The sequence below is a fragment of the Myceligenerans cantabricum genome (assembly GCF_054777735.1).
Window position 1 is genome coordinate 383,797 of the sequence record NZ_BAAHAJ010000004.1, and the last position, 15,583, is coordinate 399,379.

At 74.7% G+C, this 15,583-nt stretch carries 9 protein-coding genes and 1 pseudogene; 4 read left to right on the forward strand and 6 right to left on the reverse strand.

Annotated features, from left to right (window positions below; all coding sequences use genetic code 11):
• Positions 1 to 38: 38 nt before the first annotated feature.
• From ACYU96_RS04145 to ACYU96_RS04155, 3 genes are all read right to left on the reverse strand, one after another.
• Positions 39 to 3,536, reverse strand: a complete 3,498-nt coding sequence (locus ACYU96_RS04145; protein WP_460749315.1) for a UvrD-helicase domain-containing protein — start codon at positions 3,534 to 3,536, stop codon at positions 39 to 41.
• Positions 3,533 to 6,955 carry an ATP-dependent helicase gene (locus tag ACYU96_RS04150; RefSeq protein ID WP_460749316.1) on the reverse strand — a complete coding sequence of 1,141 codons (3,423 nt, stop codon included), beginning with the start codon at positions 6,953 to 6,955 and terminating at the stop codon, positions 3,533 to 3,535. The genes ACYU96_RS04145 and ACYU96_RS04150 overlap by 4 nt, the downstream gene beginning before the upstream one ends.
• 134 nt (positions 6,956 to 7,089) lie before the next feature.
• Positions 7,090 to 8,142: a DUF3152 domain-containing protein gene (locus ACYU96_RS04155; RefSeq protein WP_460749318.1), complete on the reverse strand. Its 1,053-nt coding sequence runs from the start codon at positions 8,140 to 8,142 to the stop codon at positions 7,090 to 7,092.
• 109 nt (positions 8,143 to 8,251) lie between these two features.
• Here ACYU96_RS04155 and ACYU96_RS04160 point away from each other — a divergent pair, with 109 nt between their 5' ends.
• Both ACYU96_RS04160 and ACYU96_RS04165 read left to right on the forward strand, forming a co-directional pair.
• Positions 8,252 to 8,473 carry a DUF3107 domain-containing protein gene (locus ACYU96_RS04160; RefSeq protein WP_460749320.1) on the forward strand — a complete coding sequence of 74 codons (222 nt, stop codon included), beginning with the start codon at positions 8,252 to 8,254 and terminating at the stop codon, positions 8,471 to 8,473.
• Between the two features lie 525 nt (positions 8,474 to 8,998).
• Entirely contained in the window at positions 8,999 to 10,618 is a 1,620-nt protein-coding gene (locus ACYU96_RS04165; RefSeq protein ID WP_460749322.1) for a DEAD/DEAH box helicase, read from the forward strand.
• A 141-nt stretch (positions 10,619 to 10,759) separates the two neighbouring features.
• Here ACYU96_RS04165 and ACYU96_RS04170 read toward each other — a convergent pair whose 3' ends face one another.
• A complete protein-coding gene (locus tag ACYU96_RS04170) occupies positions 10,760 to 12,358 on the reverse strand; it encodes an aminopeptidase P family protein (RefSeq protein WP_460749323.1) in 1,599 nt (532 codons plus the stop codon).
• A 4-nt stretch (positions 12,359 to 12,362) separates the two neighbouring features.
• Entirely contained in the window at positions 12,363 to 13,367 is a 1,005-nt protein-coding gene (locus ACYU96_RS04175; protein ID WP_460749325.1) for an alpha/beta fold hydrolase, read from the reverse strand.
• 169 nt (positions 13,368 to 13,536) lie between these two features.
• Between ACYU96_RS04175 and ACYU96_RS04180 the strand changes: the two are divergent.
• Both ACYU96_RS04180 and ACYU96_RS04185 read left to right on the forward strand, forming a co-directional pair.
• Positions 13,537 to 14,385, forward strand: a pseudogene (locus ACYU96_RS04180) (PHP domain-containing protein); the annotation flags it as partial.
• A 131-nt stretch (positions 14,386 to 14,516) separates the two neighbouring features.
• Complete coding sequence (locus ACYU96_RS04185; protein WP_460749327.1) at positions 14,517 to 15,143, forward strand: MarC family protein; 627 nt, start codon at positions 14,517 to 14,519, stop codon at positions 15,141 to 15,143.
• Positions 15,144 to 15,219: 76 nt separating this feature from the next.
• Here ACYU96_RS04185 and ACYU96_RS04190 read toward each other — a convergent pair whose 3' ends face one another.
• A complete protein-coding gene (locus ACYU96_RS04190; protein ID WP_460749329.1) occupies positions 15,220 to 15,516 on the reverse strand; it encodes a DUF1905 domain-containing protein in 297 nt (98 codons plus the stop codon).
• Positions 15,517 to 15,583: the final 67 nt, after the last annotated feature.

Below are 15,583 nucleotides of genomic sequence, written 5' to 3' on the forward strand. Positions count from 1 at the left end.
GTGCACGGTCAGCCGGCCGCGCACGGCCGGGCGCGCGGTCAGTCGTCGGTGCCGCGGATCAGCGCCTCCAGCTCCTGCTCCGTGAGGAGGCGCGCCGGGCGGACCGTCGTGTCCGAGCCCAGGTAGTAGAACGCGGCGCTGACCTGGTGCAGCGGGAGGCCCGTCCACCGGGACCATGCCAGGCGGTAGACGGCCAGCTGCACCTCGCGCGCCGCCCGGGCGGTGCGGTCGTGCGGCTCGCGGCCCGTCTTCCAGTCCACGACGACGACGCTGCCCGGCTCGCCGTCCGGGTCCGGGAACACGGCGTCCATGCGGGAGCGCAGCATGACCCCGGCGACGGGGGTCTCGACGTCGGCCTCCACCGCGACCGGGGTGCGCGCCGCCCACTCCGAGCGCAGGAACGTCTCGCGCAGCTTGGCCAGGTCCGTGTCCACGGGCAGGTCGTCCGCCTCGGCGCCCGGCAGGTCGTCGACGTCCAGCAGCGACGCCGACCGGTAGAACTGCTCCACCCAGCCGTGCAGCTGGGTCCCGCGCCGCGCGTGCACCGTGGGCTCGGTCGGGATCGGCCGACGTAGCTGCAGCGTGAAGTCGTCGCGGTCCGCCGCGAGACGCACCAGGCCCGACGCCGACACGTGCGCGGGGAACTCGACGGCCCCTTCGTCCCGCTCCGCGCGCTCCGTCAGCAGCATGGCCGTGAGCTCGACGAGGTCGTGCCCGACGGCGTCGTGCAGCACTCCTTCCGGCGCGGCGATCCCGTCCGACGCCGCGTCGCCGACCATCGCCGCCGTCGTGCGCAGGACGTCCCGGGCCGGGGTCACCGTGCTGCCCGACGCCGCCTCCGCCGGCCACGCCGCCGTCTCCGTGACCAGGTCGCGCGGGTTCTCGGCATCTGGGTCCGGCGGAGTCACCCAGCCCTCGGTGGAGATCAGGCCGGCCTCGCTCAGCTCCTCCAGGAACACCGACGGCGTGCGGGGGCGGGCGGCGGTGCCCCACCAGGAACCGGTGAGGAGCAGCCCGCGGCGCGCCCGCGTGAACGCGACGTACGCGAGCCGGCGCTCCTCGGCCAGCCGGTGCGCACCGCAGTCCTGCTTGAACTCCTCGCGCAGCGCCACCAGGTCCTTCGTGTCCGACGCGGCCTCCCACCGGAACGCCGGCAGATCGTCGGCGTCACCGCGCAGGTGGTACGGCAGCTCGCCGAGGCTGCTGAGCCAGCCGCTCGACTTCTCGCCGGACCGCGAGCCCCGGTCCCACGCCGGGAACACACCACCGACCAGGCCTGGCACCGCCACGACGTCCCACTCCAGCCCCTTGGCGGCGTGCGCCGTGATGATCTGGACCGCGTCCGGGTCGGGTTCCCGCACCGGCATGTCCAGCCCGTTCTCCCGGGAGCTCGCCACGCCCAGCCACGCGAGGAAGGCGCCGAGCGTCGCGACGTCCGCGGACTGCGCGAACGACGCCGCGACGTCACGGAACGCGTCCAGGTGCTCGCGCCCCCGGTCACTGACGGCACCGGCGGCGCCCGCGCCGAGGAGCGCGGCCGCCGTGACCGCCTCCACGTCCAGCCCCAGGGCACGCTCGGCCTGGACCACGAGCTCCGGCAGCGAGAGGTACGTCAGGCCGCGCATCCCGCGCAGCACCGCCGCGAGCGCCGTCAGCCGGGCGTGCCCCTCGCGGGTGAGCGTGCGGCCGTCACGGGCGGGCTGCCCGAGCTCGGGAAGGTCGTCGAGCGCGTCGATGATGGAGCGGTGGTCGACGACATCGCCCTCGACCACGGTCACGTCGTCGGGTCCGGGCTCACCGGCTGGGGCCGGGTCACCGTCGGGTGCACGATCGCCCGCCCTGCGGGGGTCGTCCTCGCGGGCGATGTCGGCCGCCCAGGAACCGAGGGCGAGGAGGTCGGCGGCGCCGAGGTGCACGCGCGGGCCCGTCAGCAGGCGCAGCAGCGAGTCACCGCGCGACGGGTCGTGCGCGGCCTCCAGGAGTGCGACGACGTCGACCACCTCAGGCGTGGTCAGGAGCCCGCCCAGACCGACCACCTCGACGGGCAGTCCCTGGGAGCGCAGCGCGACCTCGATCGGGACGAACTGCGAGCGTGCCCGGCACAGGACCGCGGCGGTGGTGCGGCCGTGCGGGTCGGTGCCGGGGCGCCAGTGGGCGGCCACCCACTCCGCGACCGCGGCCGCCTCCTCTTCCATGGTGGCCGCGACGTGCCCGGACACCTGGCCCTGCCCGGCGCCGGGGCGCAGGTCGAGGGGCGGGACGTGGACGTCCGGCGCCCCTCCGCCGCGCGCCGTCGCCCGGCCCGGGCCCCCGGGGCGGCGCAGCGGGCCGGCGATGACGTTCGCCGCGGCGAGGACCGCGGCGTCGTTCCGCCACGAGGTGGACAGGTAGTGGACGCGCGCGGCCACGGCGTCGTCCCGCCGGAAGCGGTCGGGGAAGCGGGCGAGGCCGGAGGCCGACGCGCCGCGCCAGCCGTAGATGGACTGGTGGGGGTCGCCGACGGCGATCACCGGGTGGCCGTCGCCGAACAGACCCGCCAGCAGCTCGACCTGCGCGTACGAGGTGTCCTGGTACTCGTCGAGCAGCACGACGGCGAACCGCGAGCGCTCGGCGTTCCCGACGGCGGGGACCGACCGGGCGAGCTCTGCGGCGAGCGACACCTGGTCGCCGAAGTCCAGGGTCTCGGAGAGCCGCTTGCGGCGGCGGTACTCCACGACGAGGTCGACGAGGCGGGCGCGCTCGGCCACGGAGCCGATGAGCTGCTCCACGTCCTTGGTGCGGTTGCGCTGCTTCTCGCCGAGGGGGACGGACTCCAGGTGCTCGGCCATGTCCGTGAGGCGGGCGCGGGCCTCGGCGGGCTCGACCAGGTGCTCGCCCAGCGCCCCGGACAGCGCGACGACGGCGGCGACCACGGTGCTGACGGCCTTGTCGGTGCCGAGATCGTCCGCCCAGGACTCCACCACCTGCGACGCGAGCTGCCACTGCTCGGCCTCGCCGAGCAGTCGCGCGCTGGGTTCGACGCCGATCCGCAGCCCGTGGTCGCCCACGAGCCCGGCCGCGTACGCGTTGTAGGTGGCGATCGTGGGCCGGTCGATGGCCAGGTCGCCCGCGCCGGGCAGGGCCTCGCCCGACTCCTCGCCGAGCGCGCGGGAGAGCTGTGCGAGGCGGGTCTGGACACGCTGGGAGAGCTCGCCGGCGGCCTTGCGGGTGAAGGTCAGGCCGAGCACCTCCTCCGGCGAGACCAGGCGGTTCGCGATGAGCCACACGACGCGCGCCGCCATCGTCTCCGTCTTGCCCGACCCGGCGCCCGCGACCACGAGGGCCGGCTCGAGCGGGGCCTCGATCACGGCGGTCTGCTCGTCGGTGGGTTCGGGCCTGCCGAGCAGCCTGGCGATGGCGCGCGCGGAGAACCGGGGGCGGCCCGCGTGCGACAGCGCCTCGTCCTGGGTGCGACGCAGGTCGCGGGCCGGGCCGGCACCGCCGGTCGAGTAGGCGTCGACGAAGAAGTCGTCACCGAACAGGGAGTCCTGGCTCACTCGACCACCTTGCGTCCTTCGGGCTGCAGCGGGCAGGAGCGACGCACCGAGCACATCTCACAGAGCTTGTTGCGCTGCGCCGCGAAGCTGTCCGACGCCATCGTGTCGGCGGCCTGCTCGACGACGTCCCGCGCCCACGACTCGCCGTCGGGCCCCGGTGCGAGCGCCGACTGGTCCCGGACCGTCGCGCGGGCCGACGGCGTGCCGACGTAGACGAGGCTGGCGCCCTTGCTGACCGTGCCGTCCGGCAGGTCGAGGGCATCCTGCTCCACGGCGAGCTGGTAGGCGCCGAGCTGCGGGTTCTCGGTGGCCTCGGCCTTGGACTGGGCCGACTTGCCGGTCTTCAGGTCCGCGACCCGCACGCCCTCATCGCCCGCGTCCTCGACCCGGTCGATCTGGCCACGGAGCCGCGCGCGCCCTACGCGCAGGTCGAAGTCCGCCTCGACGAGCAGCGGCTCGCCCGAGCCCGCGAGGTAGCCGGCCAGGCGCTCCACCATCTGCTCGGCCCGCCCGCGCAACTGCCGGGAGGGCCAGCCCTCGGGCAGCGCGAGCTCGGGCCAGCGCCGGTCGAGCTCGGCCTTCAGCTCGTGCAGGGAGCCCTGCGGCATGTCCTGCGCGATGGAGTGCAGCAGCGTGCCGAGACTCTGGTGGGTGGCGTCGGGTGCCGTCCCGCCGGCCGCCTCGAACACCCAGCGCAGCGCGCACGTGGACACCGTCTCCACCTTCGAGGGCGACACCGTCACCGTCTCGCGCGGGCCCCACAGCGCGGCGTCGCTCGACGCCTCCGCCACCCCGTACCAGGTGGTCGGGTCCGCCTCGGCGACCCCCGCAGCAGCCAGGCCGGCCAGCAGCCGCGCGGCTGTCCGGGCGGGCTCGCCGGCGCCCTGCGCGTGCGGCGACTCCGGTGCGTCGGGCGCGGCCGACGGCTCCGGTCCGGCCATCGGCTCCGACGGCTCCGCACGTGCCGTCGCGCCCGCCGCGACCGCCCGGACCAGCTCGGCACGTGCCGCCGCGACGACTCCGCGCAGGTCCAGCGGCGGGCCGACGACGGCGCGGCGGGGATCCGGGCCCCCACCGTCGTCGTCGCGCGGGGAGATCAGGTCGCAGAAGGCGCTCGGCGCATCCTCGGCGTCCTCGACGGCAGTCACCAGCAGCCGCCGCCGGGCGCGGGACGTCGCGACGGCGAACGCCCGCAGCTCGTCCGCGAGCACCTGGCGGCGCGCCTCCGCGCCGTGCACGCGGGCATCGTCCGCGCGCCCCGCATGCAGCTCCACCAGGGCCTGCGAGCCGAGCAGCGAGTCCCGCAGGCGCAGGTCCGGCCACACACCGTCCTGCACTCCGGCCACCACGACCACGTCCCACTCGCGCCCGGCCGCGCCCGCCGGGGTGAGCGCCTCCACGGCACCGCCACCGGACGCGGACGCCGCCAGCGAGTCGGCCGGCAGGTCCTGCGACTCCAGGTAGTCCACGAAGGCCGCCACGGGCGCCCCCGGCATGCGGTCCACGAACGTCTCCGCGGCGCGGAAGAGCGCGAGCACGGCGTCCAGGTCCCGGTCCGCGCGCAAGGCGCCGGGCCCGCCACCCAGCGCGTACTTGCGCCAGCGCTCGGCCAGCCCGGTCGCGTCCCACACCGCCCAGAGGACCGTCTGTGCCGTCGCCCCCGGCTCGGCGGCCGCGGTGCGGCCCGCCGCGAGCACGCTCGCCACCTGCACCGGGCCGCGTCGCACGTTCTCGGGCAGCAGCCCGGCACGGGCCGGGTCGCCCAGCGCCTCCACGAGCAGCGCGTCCGAGGTGCGCCCGCCGCCGTCGGCCAGCTCCTCCGACCGCAGCGCCCGCCGCAGCCGACGCAGCCCCACCGCGTCGAGCCCGCCGATCGGAGACGTGAGCAGGAGGGCGGCGGTCTCCGGATCGAGCGGCTCGACGTCGCCGCCGGAGATCTCCGCGGCGATGAGCGCCTCCAGGCTGCCGCGCGGTGCCCCCGCCGCGACACGGGCGGCCGCGAGCAGGGGTGCCACTGCCGGCTCGTCACGGAGCGGCAGGTCCGACCCGAGCAGCGCCACGGGCACCGAGGCCGATGCGAGCTCCCGGCGCAGCGCGGCAAGCCGCGTGCCGCTCCGCGCGATCACGGCCATTCGATCCCACGGCGTGCCGTGCAGCAGATGCTCCGCCCGCAGCTCGCGCGCGATCCACGCGGCCTCCTGCGCCGCACCCGGCAGGACGGCCACCCGCACGGCCTCGCGGGTGCGCGCCTCGCTCGCGCTGGACGCGCCCGCCTCCGACCGCGTCGGCACCTCACCCGTGTCGCCGCCCGGCTCGTCTTCCGGTCGCGCCCCCGCCCGCCGGTGCAGCACGCTCGCGAGCACGGGGATCCGCCCCGTGACGGCCCGCGTCACCTCGCGCAGCGCCGTCCCCTGCCGCCAGGCGGTGCCGAGCACCACCGTCGCGGCGTCGAACGACCCCACCGGGCCGGTGCTCGCGGCAGCACGCCCCACCAGACCCGGTGCGGCACCACGGAAGCCCTGCACGGCGCTGTCCGGGTCACCCAGGAGCACGACCCGCGCACCGTCGTCGTGCAGGACGTGCAGGAAGCGGGCGGTGGCCGCCGTCGCCTCCTGGTAGTCGTCCACGACGACCAGGTCCCACGTGAGGCGCGGCAACCCGGGAAGGTCCTGCTCCCAGGACTGCAGCGCGTGCGTCGCCTCGTCCACGACGACGGCCGGGTCGTACCGCGCCCCCGTGTCCGGGGTCCCCGACCGCAGCGTCATCACGTCGAGGTACTCCTCGTAGAGCCGGGCCGCCATCACCCACTCGGGCCGCTCGTGCGACCGGCCGAGCCGGTGCAGCTCGACCGGGCCGAGCCCGCGCTCGGCCGCGCGCATCAGCAGGTCACGCAGTTCCTGGCGGAGACCGCGCAGCCCGAGGGAGTCGGACGGCAGGCCCGGCGGCAGCTCGAGCCCCGTACCATCGCCCTCCGCGTGCCCGGCCAGCAGCTCCGCCAGGATCAGGTCCTGCTCCGGCCCCGAGACCAGCGTGGGTGGCGGCGCGTCGAGCGCGAGCTCGCGGGTACGCAGGATCGAGAACGCCGCCGACGCCACCGTGCGTACCATCGGCGCCCCGACGGTGCGGCCCGCCCGCGCCGCGACGTCGTCCCGCATCCGCGCGGCCGACCGGCGCGACGCCGACAGCACCAGCACCCGCTCCGGCGCCGCACCGGCACGCAGCGCCTCGCCCGCGACCTGCGTCGCGACCATCGTCTTTCCTGTCCCGGGCGCGCCCGCCACCAGCGTGACCGGCCGCGACAGGGCGACCTCGACCGCCTCGGCCTGCGCGTCGTCGAGCGCACGGACGACGGCGCCCCCCAGGTCCTGCCCGGGCGGCACCAGCCGGAGTCTCGGTAGTGCTGTGGTCACGCCGAGCATCCCATCACGAGACACTGACACAGCCGTGGACCTGCGTCTTCGTCGCAGCCCGGGCGGCGTGTACGCGGGACGTCGGGCGGGACGCGGGGCGCCCGGCGAGCACGCAGGGCGCCCCGCGGAACGGAAGAGGTCCGTCAGCCCTTGTCCGGTGCGGGCCACGGTTCGGGCCTGCACCCCCGGATGTCGCGAGTCTGCTGGACCATCACCGTCGCCTTCTTGCCCTTGCCCGCGCACAGGTCGTGACGGTGCCCGATGACATGCCCCACCTCGTGGTTCACCAGGTACTGGCGGTACCGCGCGTCGCTCTTCCAGACGTCGGAGCCCTCCGCCCAGCGCCGGAAGTTCAGCACCGCCGTCCCGACGACCCCGCACGACAGCGACCCGCCGGTGTCCAGGGGGAGGCAGAGCCTGTCGGTCGTCCTCGGGCTGGCGAGCACGACGCGGAAGTCGTAGTTGTCGCGGTCCGTGCGCGCGAACGTCACCTTGTCGACCGAGCTCCAGCCGCGCGGGTCGTTCAGGGTCGTCATGACGGCGTCCGCGAACACGTCCCGGTCGACCGGGAGCCCCTTCTCCACCGCGACCCGCACCTTCAGGACCTCACCGCGCCCCGGCGCGGGCTCCCTGCCTTCCGCGGTGCGCAGCTTCCCGGACGCCGCCTTCGCGACCTCGACGTCGTCGCCGAGCAGCCCGGAGCCTTCCTCGGGCGTGGGGCTCTTGGCCGAGTTCCTGCGACCCGCCCGCTCGGGCGGCGCCGTCCCTCCGGCGTCCGGCTCCCCTGCGGAGTCCGTCGCCGCCTCCGACGTCACCGACTCCTCGGACCCTGTCGTCCCGCCCGGGTCCGGTCCTTCCGGCGTCGTCCCCCCGGCCGACGCGTCGTCCGGCGTCCGGGCGGCGGCTCCGGCGTCCGACGACGGGGCCGCTGCCGCACCCACCTCCCCGGTGCTGTCCTCGCGCATGGCCTCCGCGTCCAGTCCGACCCCGCCCTCGAAGATCTTCGACACCGCGGCCCGCGACTCGGCGGGCCGCTGGGCGAACATGACCGTGGCGCCCGCACCGACGCCGGCCACGAGTACGAGCGCGAGCACCAGGGCGGACCTGCCGGGACTGGGAGCCTTGTGCACGGGGACATCGTGCCACGAGGTCACGAACCGGTCACGCAGGCGGCGCACGCCGATCTGTTCCCGCATCGGCCCTCGGCGAAACCGCACGGCCAGGACCGGTCGCCGTGGTTAGGATCGCGACGAGCCGGGATCCCCCGGCGACCCGCCGCCCGTCCGGGCACGTGAAGGAGTGAACGTGGAAGTCACCATCGGTGTGCAGCACCTGCCGCGCGAGGTCGTCGTCGAGACCGAGGAGGCGGCCGATGCCGTTGCCGCCGCGGTGAAGAAGGCCCTGCCCGACGGCGTCCTGGAGCTCACCGACACGCGCGGGCGCCGCGTCATGATCCCCGCGCACAACGTCGGCTACGTCGAGATCGGCAGCGAGGAGCAGCGCAAGGTCGGCTTCGGCTCTCTCTGACGAGACGGCGGCGGCCGGAGAGCGCCGTCGCCCCGGCCACGGCACCAGCCAGGCCGGTCGGCCGGGTCCGTGACCAGGCTGACCGGGCTGGGCCGCCGGGGCCCGGCGCAGAGTTCTGCCACGGCCTGGACGAACGCGACCGGCCCGGGCCTCCCGCGGGCAGCGAGGGTCGAGGGCGACGCAGGAGCGCCCGCAGGGGCCGGCCCCTGCGGCTGCGAGAAGCAGGGGCGAGCCCGGCAACTCCGGAAATCAGGCCTGAGCCCGGCGATTCGGGACAACCCAGCCCCGGAGAACCCGGATAACGCGATCGCAACCTCGGACGCGTACCATGAGGCCGTAATCGGTTGCCCGGTCGTCCTGTTCACGACTTCCGACTCCGCGCTCCGGCCGCTCGGCCGCCCCGCGGAACGCGCAGCCCGCGGCGCCACGACGGGGCCCGGCGCGCGACGAATTTTCACGATCGGCTGCCGCACGAACGGCGCGTGCCGATCGCCCGCAGGGGGCCAGCTGCCGCGCCGACGAGAGATGAAGGCGCCAGTGACCACCACAGACAGCCCGGCCGCGAGCGCGGCCGAGACCGATTCCCCCGACTACAGCTCACCGTCCGCCATCCAGGCGCAGAACGTGACGTTCGCAGACTTCGGCGTCCGTACCGAGATCGTCGCGGCACTGAGCGACTCGGGCATCACCCATCCGTTCCCCATCCAGGCGATGACGCTCCCGGTCGCGATGAGCGGCCACGACATCATCGGCCAGGCGAAGACCGGCACGGGCAAGACGCTCGGCTTCGGCGTCCCGCTGCTGCACCGCATCGTGGCACCCGGCGAGGAGGGCTACGACCAGCTCGTCGCGCCCGGCAAGCCGCAGGCGGTCGTCGTGGTCCCGACACGCGAGCTCGCCGTGCAGGTCGCGAACGACCTGGCCACGGCCTCGGCGAAGCGCTCCGTGCGCATCGTGCAGGTGTACGGCGGCCGTGCGTACGAACCGCAGATCGAGACCATGAAGCGGGGCGTGGACGTCGTCGTCGGCACGCCGGGCCGCATGATCGACCTGATGAACCAGGGCCATCTCACCCTGCTGCGGGCCGGTACGGTCGTACTGGACGAGGCGGACGAGATGCTCGACCTCGGCTTCCTGCCCGACGTCGAGAAGATCCTCGCCCAGACTCCCGCCCAGCGGCACACCATGCTGTTCAGCGCGACGATGCCGGGCGCCGTGGTGAGCATGGCCCGTCGGTACATGAAGCAGCCGACGCACATCCGGGCCGCGGACCCCGACGAGGGCGCCACGGTCAAGAACATCAAGCAGGTCGTGTACCGCGCCCACGCGCTGGACAAGGTGGAGGTCCTGGCCCGCCTCCTCCAGGCGGAGGGCCGCGGCCGCACCATCGTGTTCGCCCGGACCAAGCGCACCGCCGCGAAGGTCGCGGACGAGCTGCGCGACCGGGGCTTCGCCGCGGGCGCCATCCACGGCGACCTCGGCCAGGGTGCTCGCGAGCAGGCGCTGCGCGCGTTCCGCAACGAGAAGATCGACGTGCTCGTCGCGACCGACGTGGCCGCCCGTGGCATCGACGTCGACGACGTCACCCACGTGGTCAACTACCAGTGCCCGGAAGACGAGCGCACCTACCTGCACCGCACCGGCCGGACGGGCCGCGCGGGCAACAAGGGCACGGCCGTCACGTTCGTGGACTGGGACGACGTCCCCCGTTGGAGCCTCATCGACAAGGCGCTGGAGCTCAGCATCCCGGAGCCGGTCGAGACGTACTCGACGTCCCCGCACCTGTTCGCCGACCTCGGCATCCCCGAGGGCACCAAGGGCCGCCTCCCCCAGGAGAAGCGCGTGCTCGAGGGCCTGGACGGCGAGAAGCTGGAGGACCTGGGCGAGACGGGCAAGCGCGCCGGCAAGGGCGAGCGCGACCACGGTGGACGCTCCGGCGGAAGCCGGGCACGAGGCGGCCGTTCCGACAGCGGCCGCGGTGGCTCGGGCCGTTCCGGGTCCGACGCCGGGCCCGCGCGCGCGTCCGACTCCGCCGCCCAGTCGTCGGCCGGCGCGGAGGGCGACGCCACCCAGCGCCGTCGTCGTGCCCGGAACCGCCGCCGCACCCGTGGCGGCCGCCCGGCCACCCCCCCAACGGAAAACTAACCGCCCCACCCGGCGACCACACCGCCCACCCCGCCACCGTGCCTACGGTGTGGTCGGTCTGTTCTTGAATGATCGGCAGTTTGAACTGCCGATCATTCAAGAACAGACCGACCACACCGTTGAGCCACACGCACCGTCAGGTCAGGCGCGCAGGGCCGCCATCCAGGACTCGATCGCGTCCGGCGTGCGCGGGAGGGCCGCCGAGAGGTTCTCGTTGCCGTCGGCGGTGACCAGGACGTCGTCCTCGATGCGGACGCCGATGCCGCGGTACTCCTCCGGGACCGCCAGGTCGTCGGCCTTGAAGTACAGGCCCGGCTCGATCGTGAACACCATCCCGGGCGTCAGCTCGCCGTCCAGGTACATCTCGCGCCGCGCCTGCGCGCAGTCGTGCACGTCCAGCCCCAGGTGGTGGGACGTGCCGTGCACCATCCAGCGCCGGTGCTGCTGGCCCTCCTCGGTGAGCGCGACCTCGGCGGTCACGCCGTCGGGCAGCAGGCCCCACTCCTCCAGCCGCGCCGCGATGACCTCCATCGCCGCCGAGTGCACCTCGCGGAACTTCACGCCGGGCCGTGCCACCGCGAACGCGGCGTCGGCCGCGTCCAGCACCGCCTGGTAGATCCGCCGCTGCACGTCGCTGTACTCGCCCGACACCGGGAGCGTGCGCGTCACGTCCGCCGTATACAGGGAGTCCACCTCGACACCGCCGTCGAGCAGCACCATCTCGCCCTCGCGCACCACGCCGTCGTTGCGGATCCAGTGCAGCGTGGTCGCGTGGTCGCCGGAGGCGGCGATGGTCTCGTAACCGACGGCGTTGCCCTCGAGACGGGCGTTGCCGTCGAACGTCGTCTCGATGACTCGCTCGCCGCGCCGGTGCGCCACCGCACGCGGCAGCGCCCGCACCACGGCAGCGAAGCCCTCGATCGTGCGGGCCACGGCCTCGCGCAGGTGCTCGATCTCCAGCTCGTCCTTGAGAAGGCGGATCTCGGAGGCGGCCTCGACGAGCGCCGCGTCGTCCAGGGTGCCCGACGACGACGTCGCCGCGGCTCCTGCTCCCGCTTCCGTCTCGGCGCGCTCGGCGAGATCCAGCCCGGCCTCGGCGCGGATCGCGTCGACGAGGGTCTCGACCTCCTCGTCCGCGCCGCTGACGACGAGCAGCACGACGCCGCCCTCCCCGACGTCCTTGGCCAGCGCGTCCTTCAGCTCCTCGACGTGGCGGGCCTCGACGCCCGTCAGCGTCTCGACGTCGGCCAGCGTCGGTCGCGCACCCACCCAGAACTCGCCGTAGCGAGCGTCGGCGAAGAACTCCTCGTTGTCCCGCGGGGCGAGCGGCCGCACGTACAGCACGGCGTGGTGGTTCGACGGCGTGCCGTCGGCACCCGGGTCGCCCGTACCGGGGTCGACGGGGTGCAGCACCAGGACGGCGTCCGGCTCCTGGTCCGTGCCCAGGCCTGTGAGGTGGGCGAACGCCGTGTGCGGGCGGAACCGGTAGTCGGTGTCGTTCGAACGCGTCTTCAGCGGGCCGGCGGGTATCACCAGCCGGGCACCGGGCAGGCGGGCCGACAGGGCGGCCCGACGCGCGGCGGTGAAGGGCGCGGCACGCGACGGCGTGACGCCGAGGTCGGCGCGCGGCGCCCACCGGGACATCACGAAATCTTTGAAGGCCTGCGAGACCGGGCGCTGCGAGCGGTTGGATCCCCGCTCTTCGACGGACTGCTCGGACGAGGTGGTGTGCTCGCTCATCCGCTCAGTCTGTCACCGCCCCGGGCCCGCCGAAACCACCTGTGCCGCCGAGCGGAGCGGGTGGGGACGGCGACCGCGGTGCGCGCGGGTGAGTCGGCGCGGGCCAGCGCGGGTGAGCCGGTGTGCGGTCCGCCGCCACGGCCGGCGGGGGGCCGACGGCGACCCGCGCAGACCTGGCGGCGGGAGAGGCGGAGAAGTGGGCCAGCGCGCGCGTGAGGGCACGGTTGAACGCGGCCGGGTCGTCCGTGTTCACGTCGTGGCCCGCGCCGGGCACGACGACGAGCGCCGCGTCCCGGGCCGCCCTCAGGTGCCGCCGCTCCTCGAGCCGCATGGCGTCACGCGCGCCGTTGACCAGCCACACGGGCGCGTCGATGCGGCGCAGGTTCGCCAGCGACGACCGTCCCACCAGGTGGGTGAGGGAGTCGGTCACCACGTCCCACCGCGGCCGGTGGGCCTCCGCGCTCTGGCCCGGCGCGACGGTGACCTGCTGCGGGTCGGCACCGCCGGGGGCACCAGCCCTCAGCCGCTCGGCCACGCGTGCGAGCAGCGGATACCCGCACGTCGCGGCGGCCACCCTGGCGGCCGCCTCGCGGCTGGCGACACGCGCACCTGCGACGACATCCACCCACCCCTGCGCGAGATCGCGGTACAGCGCGACCGGTTTGCCCTTCGGGTCGGAGGTGCAGCCCGCGGCGACGACGCCGGCGAGGCGGGCGGTGTGCGTGGTCTCCCGCGCGGCCCAGGCCAGCGACGTGTAGCCCCCGAGGCTGAGGCCGACGACGGCGACCGGCCGGTCGGGCCCGAACCCGGCGACCGCCTCGTCGATCACTTCGAAGGCGCGCGGCATCGTGAACTTCTCGCCGGCCAGGGCGCCGTGCGCGGGGAGGTCGACGGCGGCCGCGTCGTGGCCGAGCGATCGCACGTGCTCGACCTGCTCCGCCCAGATCGCCGACGACGTTCGCATTCCGTGCACGAAGACGACGGCGGGCAGGGCGGGCTCGAGGCGCATGACCACCATCGTGCGGCACCGGGTGGCCGGGCGGGCGGCGCGGGCGCGTGGTCCTCGTGAAGAGCGGGTGCGATCCGCTCGAATGTGCCGGACCGCCCGCCCGGCGGGGGTGCCGGACGTCACGTCTCGCGCGGGTTCACGCGGCTCGCGGTAACTCTAGACTCGGTCCGTGATCGACCTCCATACCCATTCCACGGCGTCGGACGGGACCGACACCCCCTCCGAGGTGGTGCGAGCCGCTGCCGCTGCGGGCGTGGCCGTCGTCGGCCTGACCGACCACGACACCACCGTCGGCTGGGACGAGGCCACCGGTGCCGCTGCCGCCGCGGGCGTGGCGTTCGTGCGCGGCATGGAGATCTCGGCGAACTCGCTCGTGGGCGGCCGCCCCGTGGGCGTCCACCTGCTCGCGTACCTGCACGATCCCGGCCATGCGGGGCTCCTCGCGGAACTGACGCGGACACGCGACTCCCGGGCGACGCGCGCGGAGCGGATCGCGGGGCTGCTCGCCGAGGACTACCCGATCACCTGGGAAGACGTCCTGGCGCAGACCGGGCCGGGAACCACCATCGGTCGGCCGCACCTGGCCGACGCCCTCGTCGCCGCGGGAGCCGTCGCCGACCGCGACGAAGCGTTCGCCACCATGCTCCACACCGGGAGCAGGTACTACGTACCGCACTACGCCCCGGATGCCGCCGAGGTGGTCCGCCTGGTGCGCGACGCCGGCGGCGTCCCCGTGTTCGCCCACCCCGGCGCGGACGGCCGGGGGCGGGTCGTGCCCGACGCGACGGTCGTCGAGCTCGCCGAGGCCGGGCTCGCAGGGCTCGAGGTGGATCACCGCGACCACGACGCGGACGCCCGGCGACGGCTCACCACCCTGGCGGACCGGCTCGGACTGCTGATCACCGGCTCTAGCGACTACCACGGGCGTGGCAAGGCGAACCTGATGGGCGAGAACACGACGTCGCCCGAGGTGCTGGCCGCGATCGAGGAGCAGGGCACTCTCGCCGTGCTGCGGCCGGAGGGGGCGGAGGCCACCGGGGCGGAGGCCACCCGCGCGCAGGCGGGCGGCCCGCAGGGCGCCACCGAGGGCTCGTCGGGCACGGCGCACGGGGTGGCCGACGCCTCGTCGGGCCAGATCGGCGGTCCCGCGTGAACGAGCTGCTCGCACTCTTCGCGACCGTCTTCGTGACGCTGTTCGTCATCATGGACCCACCGGGGACCGTGCCCGTGTTCCTGGGCCTGACCAGCAGCATGGACCACAAGCGGCGCAACCGGGCCGCGCGCCAGGCGATCCTGGTGTCGTTCCTGGTGGTCGTCATCTTCGCCGTGTTCGGCAAGTACGTGCTGGCCTACATGGGTATCTCGCTGCCCGCGCTGCGCGCGGCGGGCGGCCTGCTGCTGCTGTTCGTGGCGATGGAGCTGCTGACCGGCAAGGCGGAGGAGCCGTCGGCGTCGGCGAACACGAACGTCGCGATGGTCCCGCTGGGCACCCCGCTGCTCGCGGGGCCCGGCACGATCGTGGCGACCATGGTGTTCGTCGAGGAGCACGCGTCCCTCGCGTCCTGGGCCGTGATCGGTGGCGGCGTCGTGGCGGTGCACCTGTGCGTGTGGCTCTCGATGCGGTTCGCGAACATCATCCAGCGCGTCCTGCGGGACGACGGCGTCACCCTGGTCACCCGGATCGCCGGTGTGCTGCTGGCCGCGATCGCGGTGCAGATGATCGCGACGGCGGTGACGCAGTTCGTCACCGACCCCGACATCCTGCTGGGGCACTGACCGGCACGACGAACCCCGTCAGGGCTGTGCCGGCCACGGCTCGCAGGCGCAGGGTGCGCCGCGTCGCCCGCGGCCGTCAGAGGTCCACCGTCTCCAGCGTGACGGTGACCGGCGCGTGCGGCGTCAGCGACTCCTTCGTACGGACAGCTTTCTTCATCGGCAGCACGTACCCGCTCTCCCGGTCGGACGGGAAGACGGACGTCTGCCAGGTGGTCGACCCCACGGTGACCCGGACCCGGATCGATCCGAACCCGCGCGGCGGGAGGGGCAGGTCGGCCAGCTCGTCGGACACGTCGGCCGGAACGGAGACGAACCACCAGGACTCGGTCCGCGCCTCCCACTGCCACAGCGGAGCACTGAACGATGCACGCACGAGGTGGATCGTATGCCCTGCGGCCGAGCCGCGACGTCCGTGGCCCGCTCCTGAAGTGATCGGCCGT

Coding starts and splice junctions, on each gene's coding strand:
- ACYU96_RS04150 (WP_460749316.1), bottom strand. CDS start 6,955: ATGCTCGGCGTGACCACAGCACTACCGAGACTCCGGCTGGTGCCGCCC.
- ACYU96_RS04155 (WP_460749318.1), bottom strand. CDS start 8,142: ATGCGGGAACAGATCGGCGTGCGCCGCCTGCGTGACCGGTTCGTGACC.
- ACYU96_RS04165 (WP_460749322.1), top strand. CDS start 8,999: ATGAAGGCGCCAGTGACCACCACAGACAGCCCGGCCGCGAGCGCGGCC.
- ACYU96_RS04170 (WP_460749323.1), bottom strand. CDS start 12,358: ATGAGCGAGCACACCACCTCGTCCGAGCAGTCCGTCGAAGAGCGGGGA.
- ACYU96_RS04175 (WP_460749325.1), bottom strand. CDS start 13,367: ATGCGCCTCGAGCCCGCCCTGCCCGCCGTCGTCTTCGTGCACGGAATG.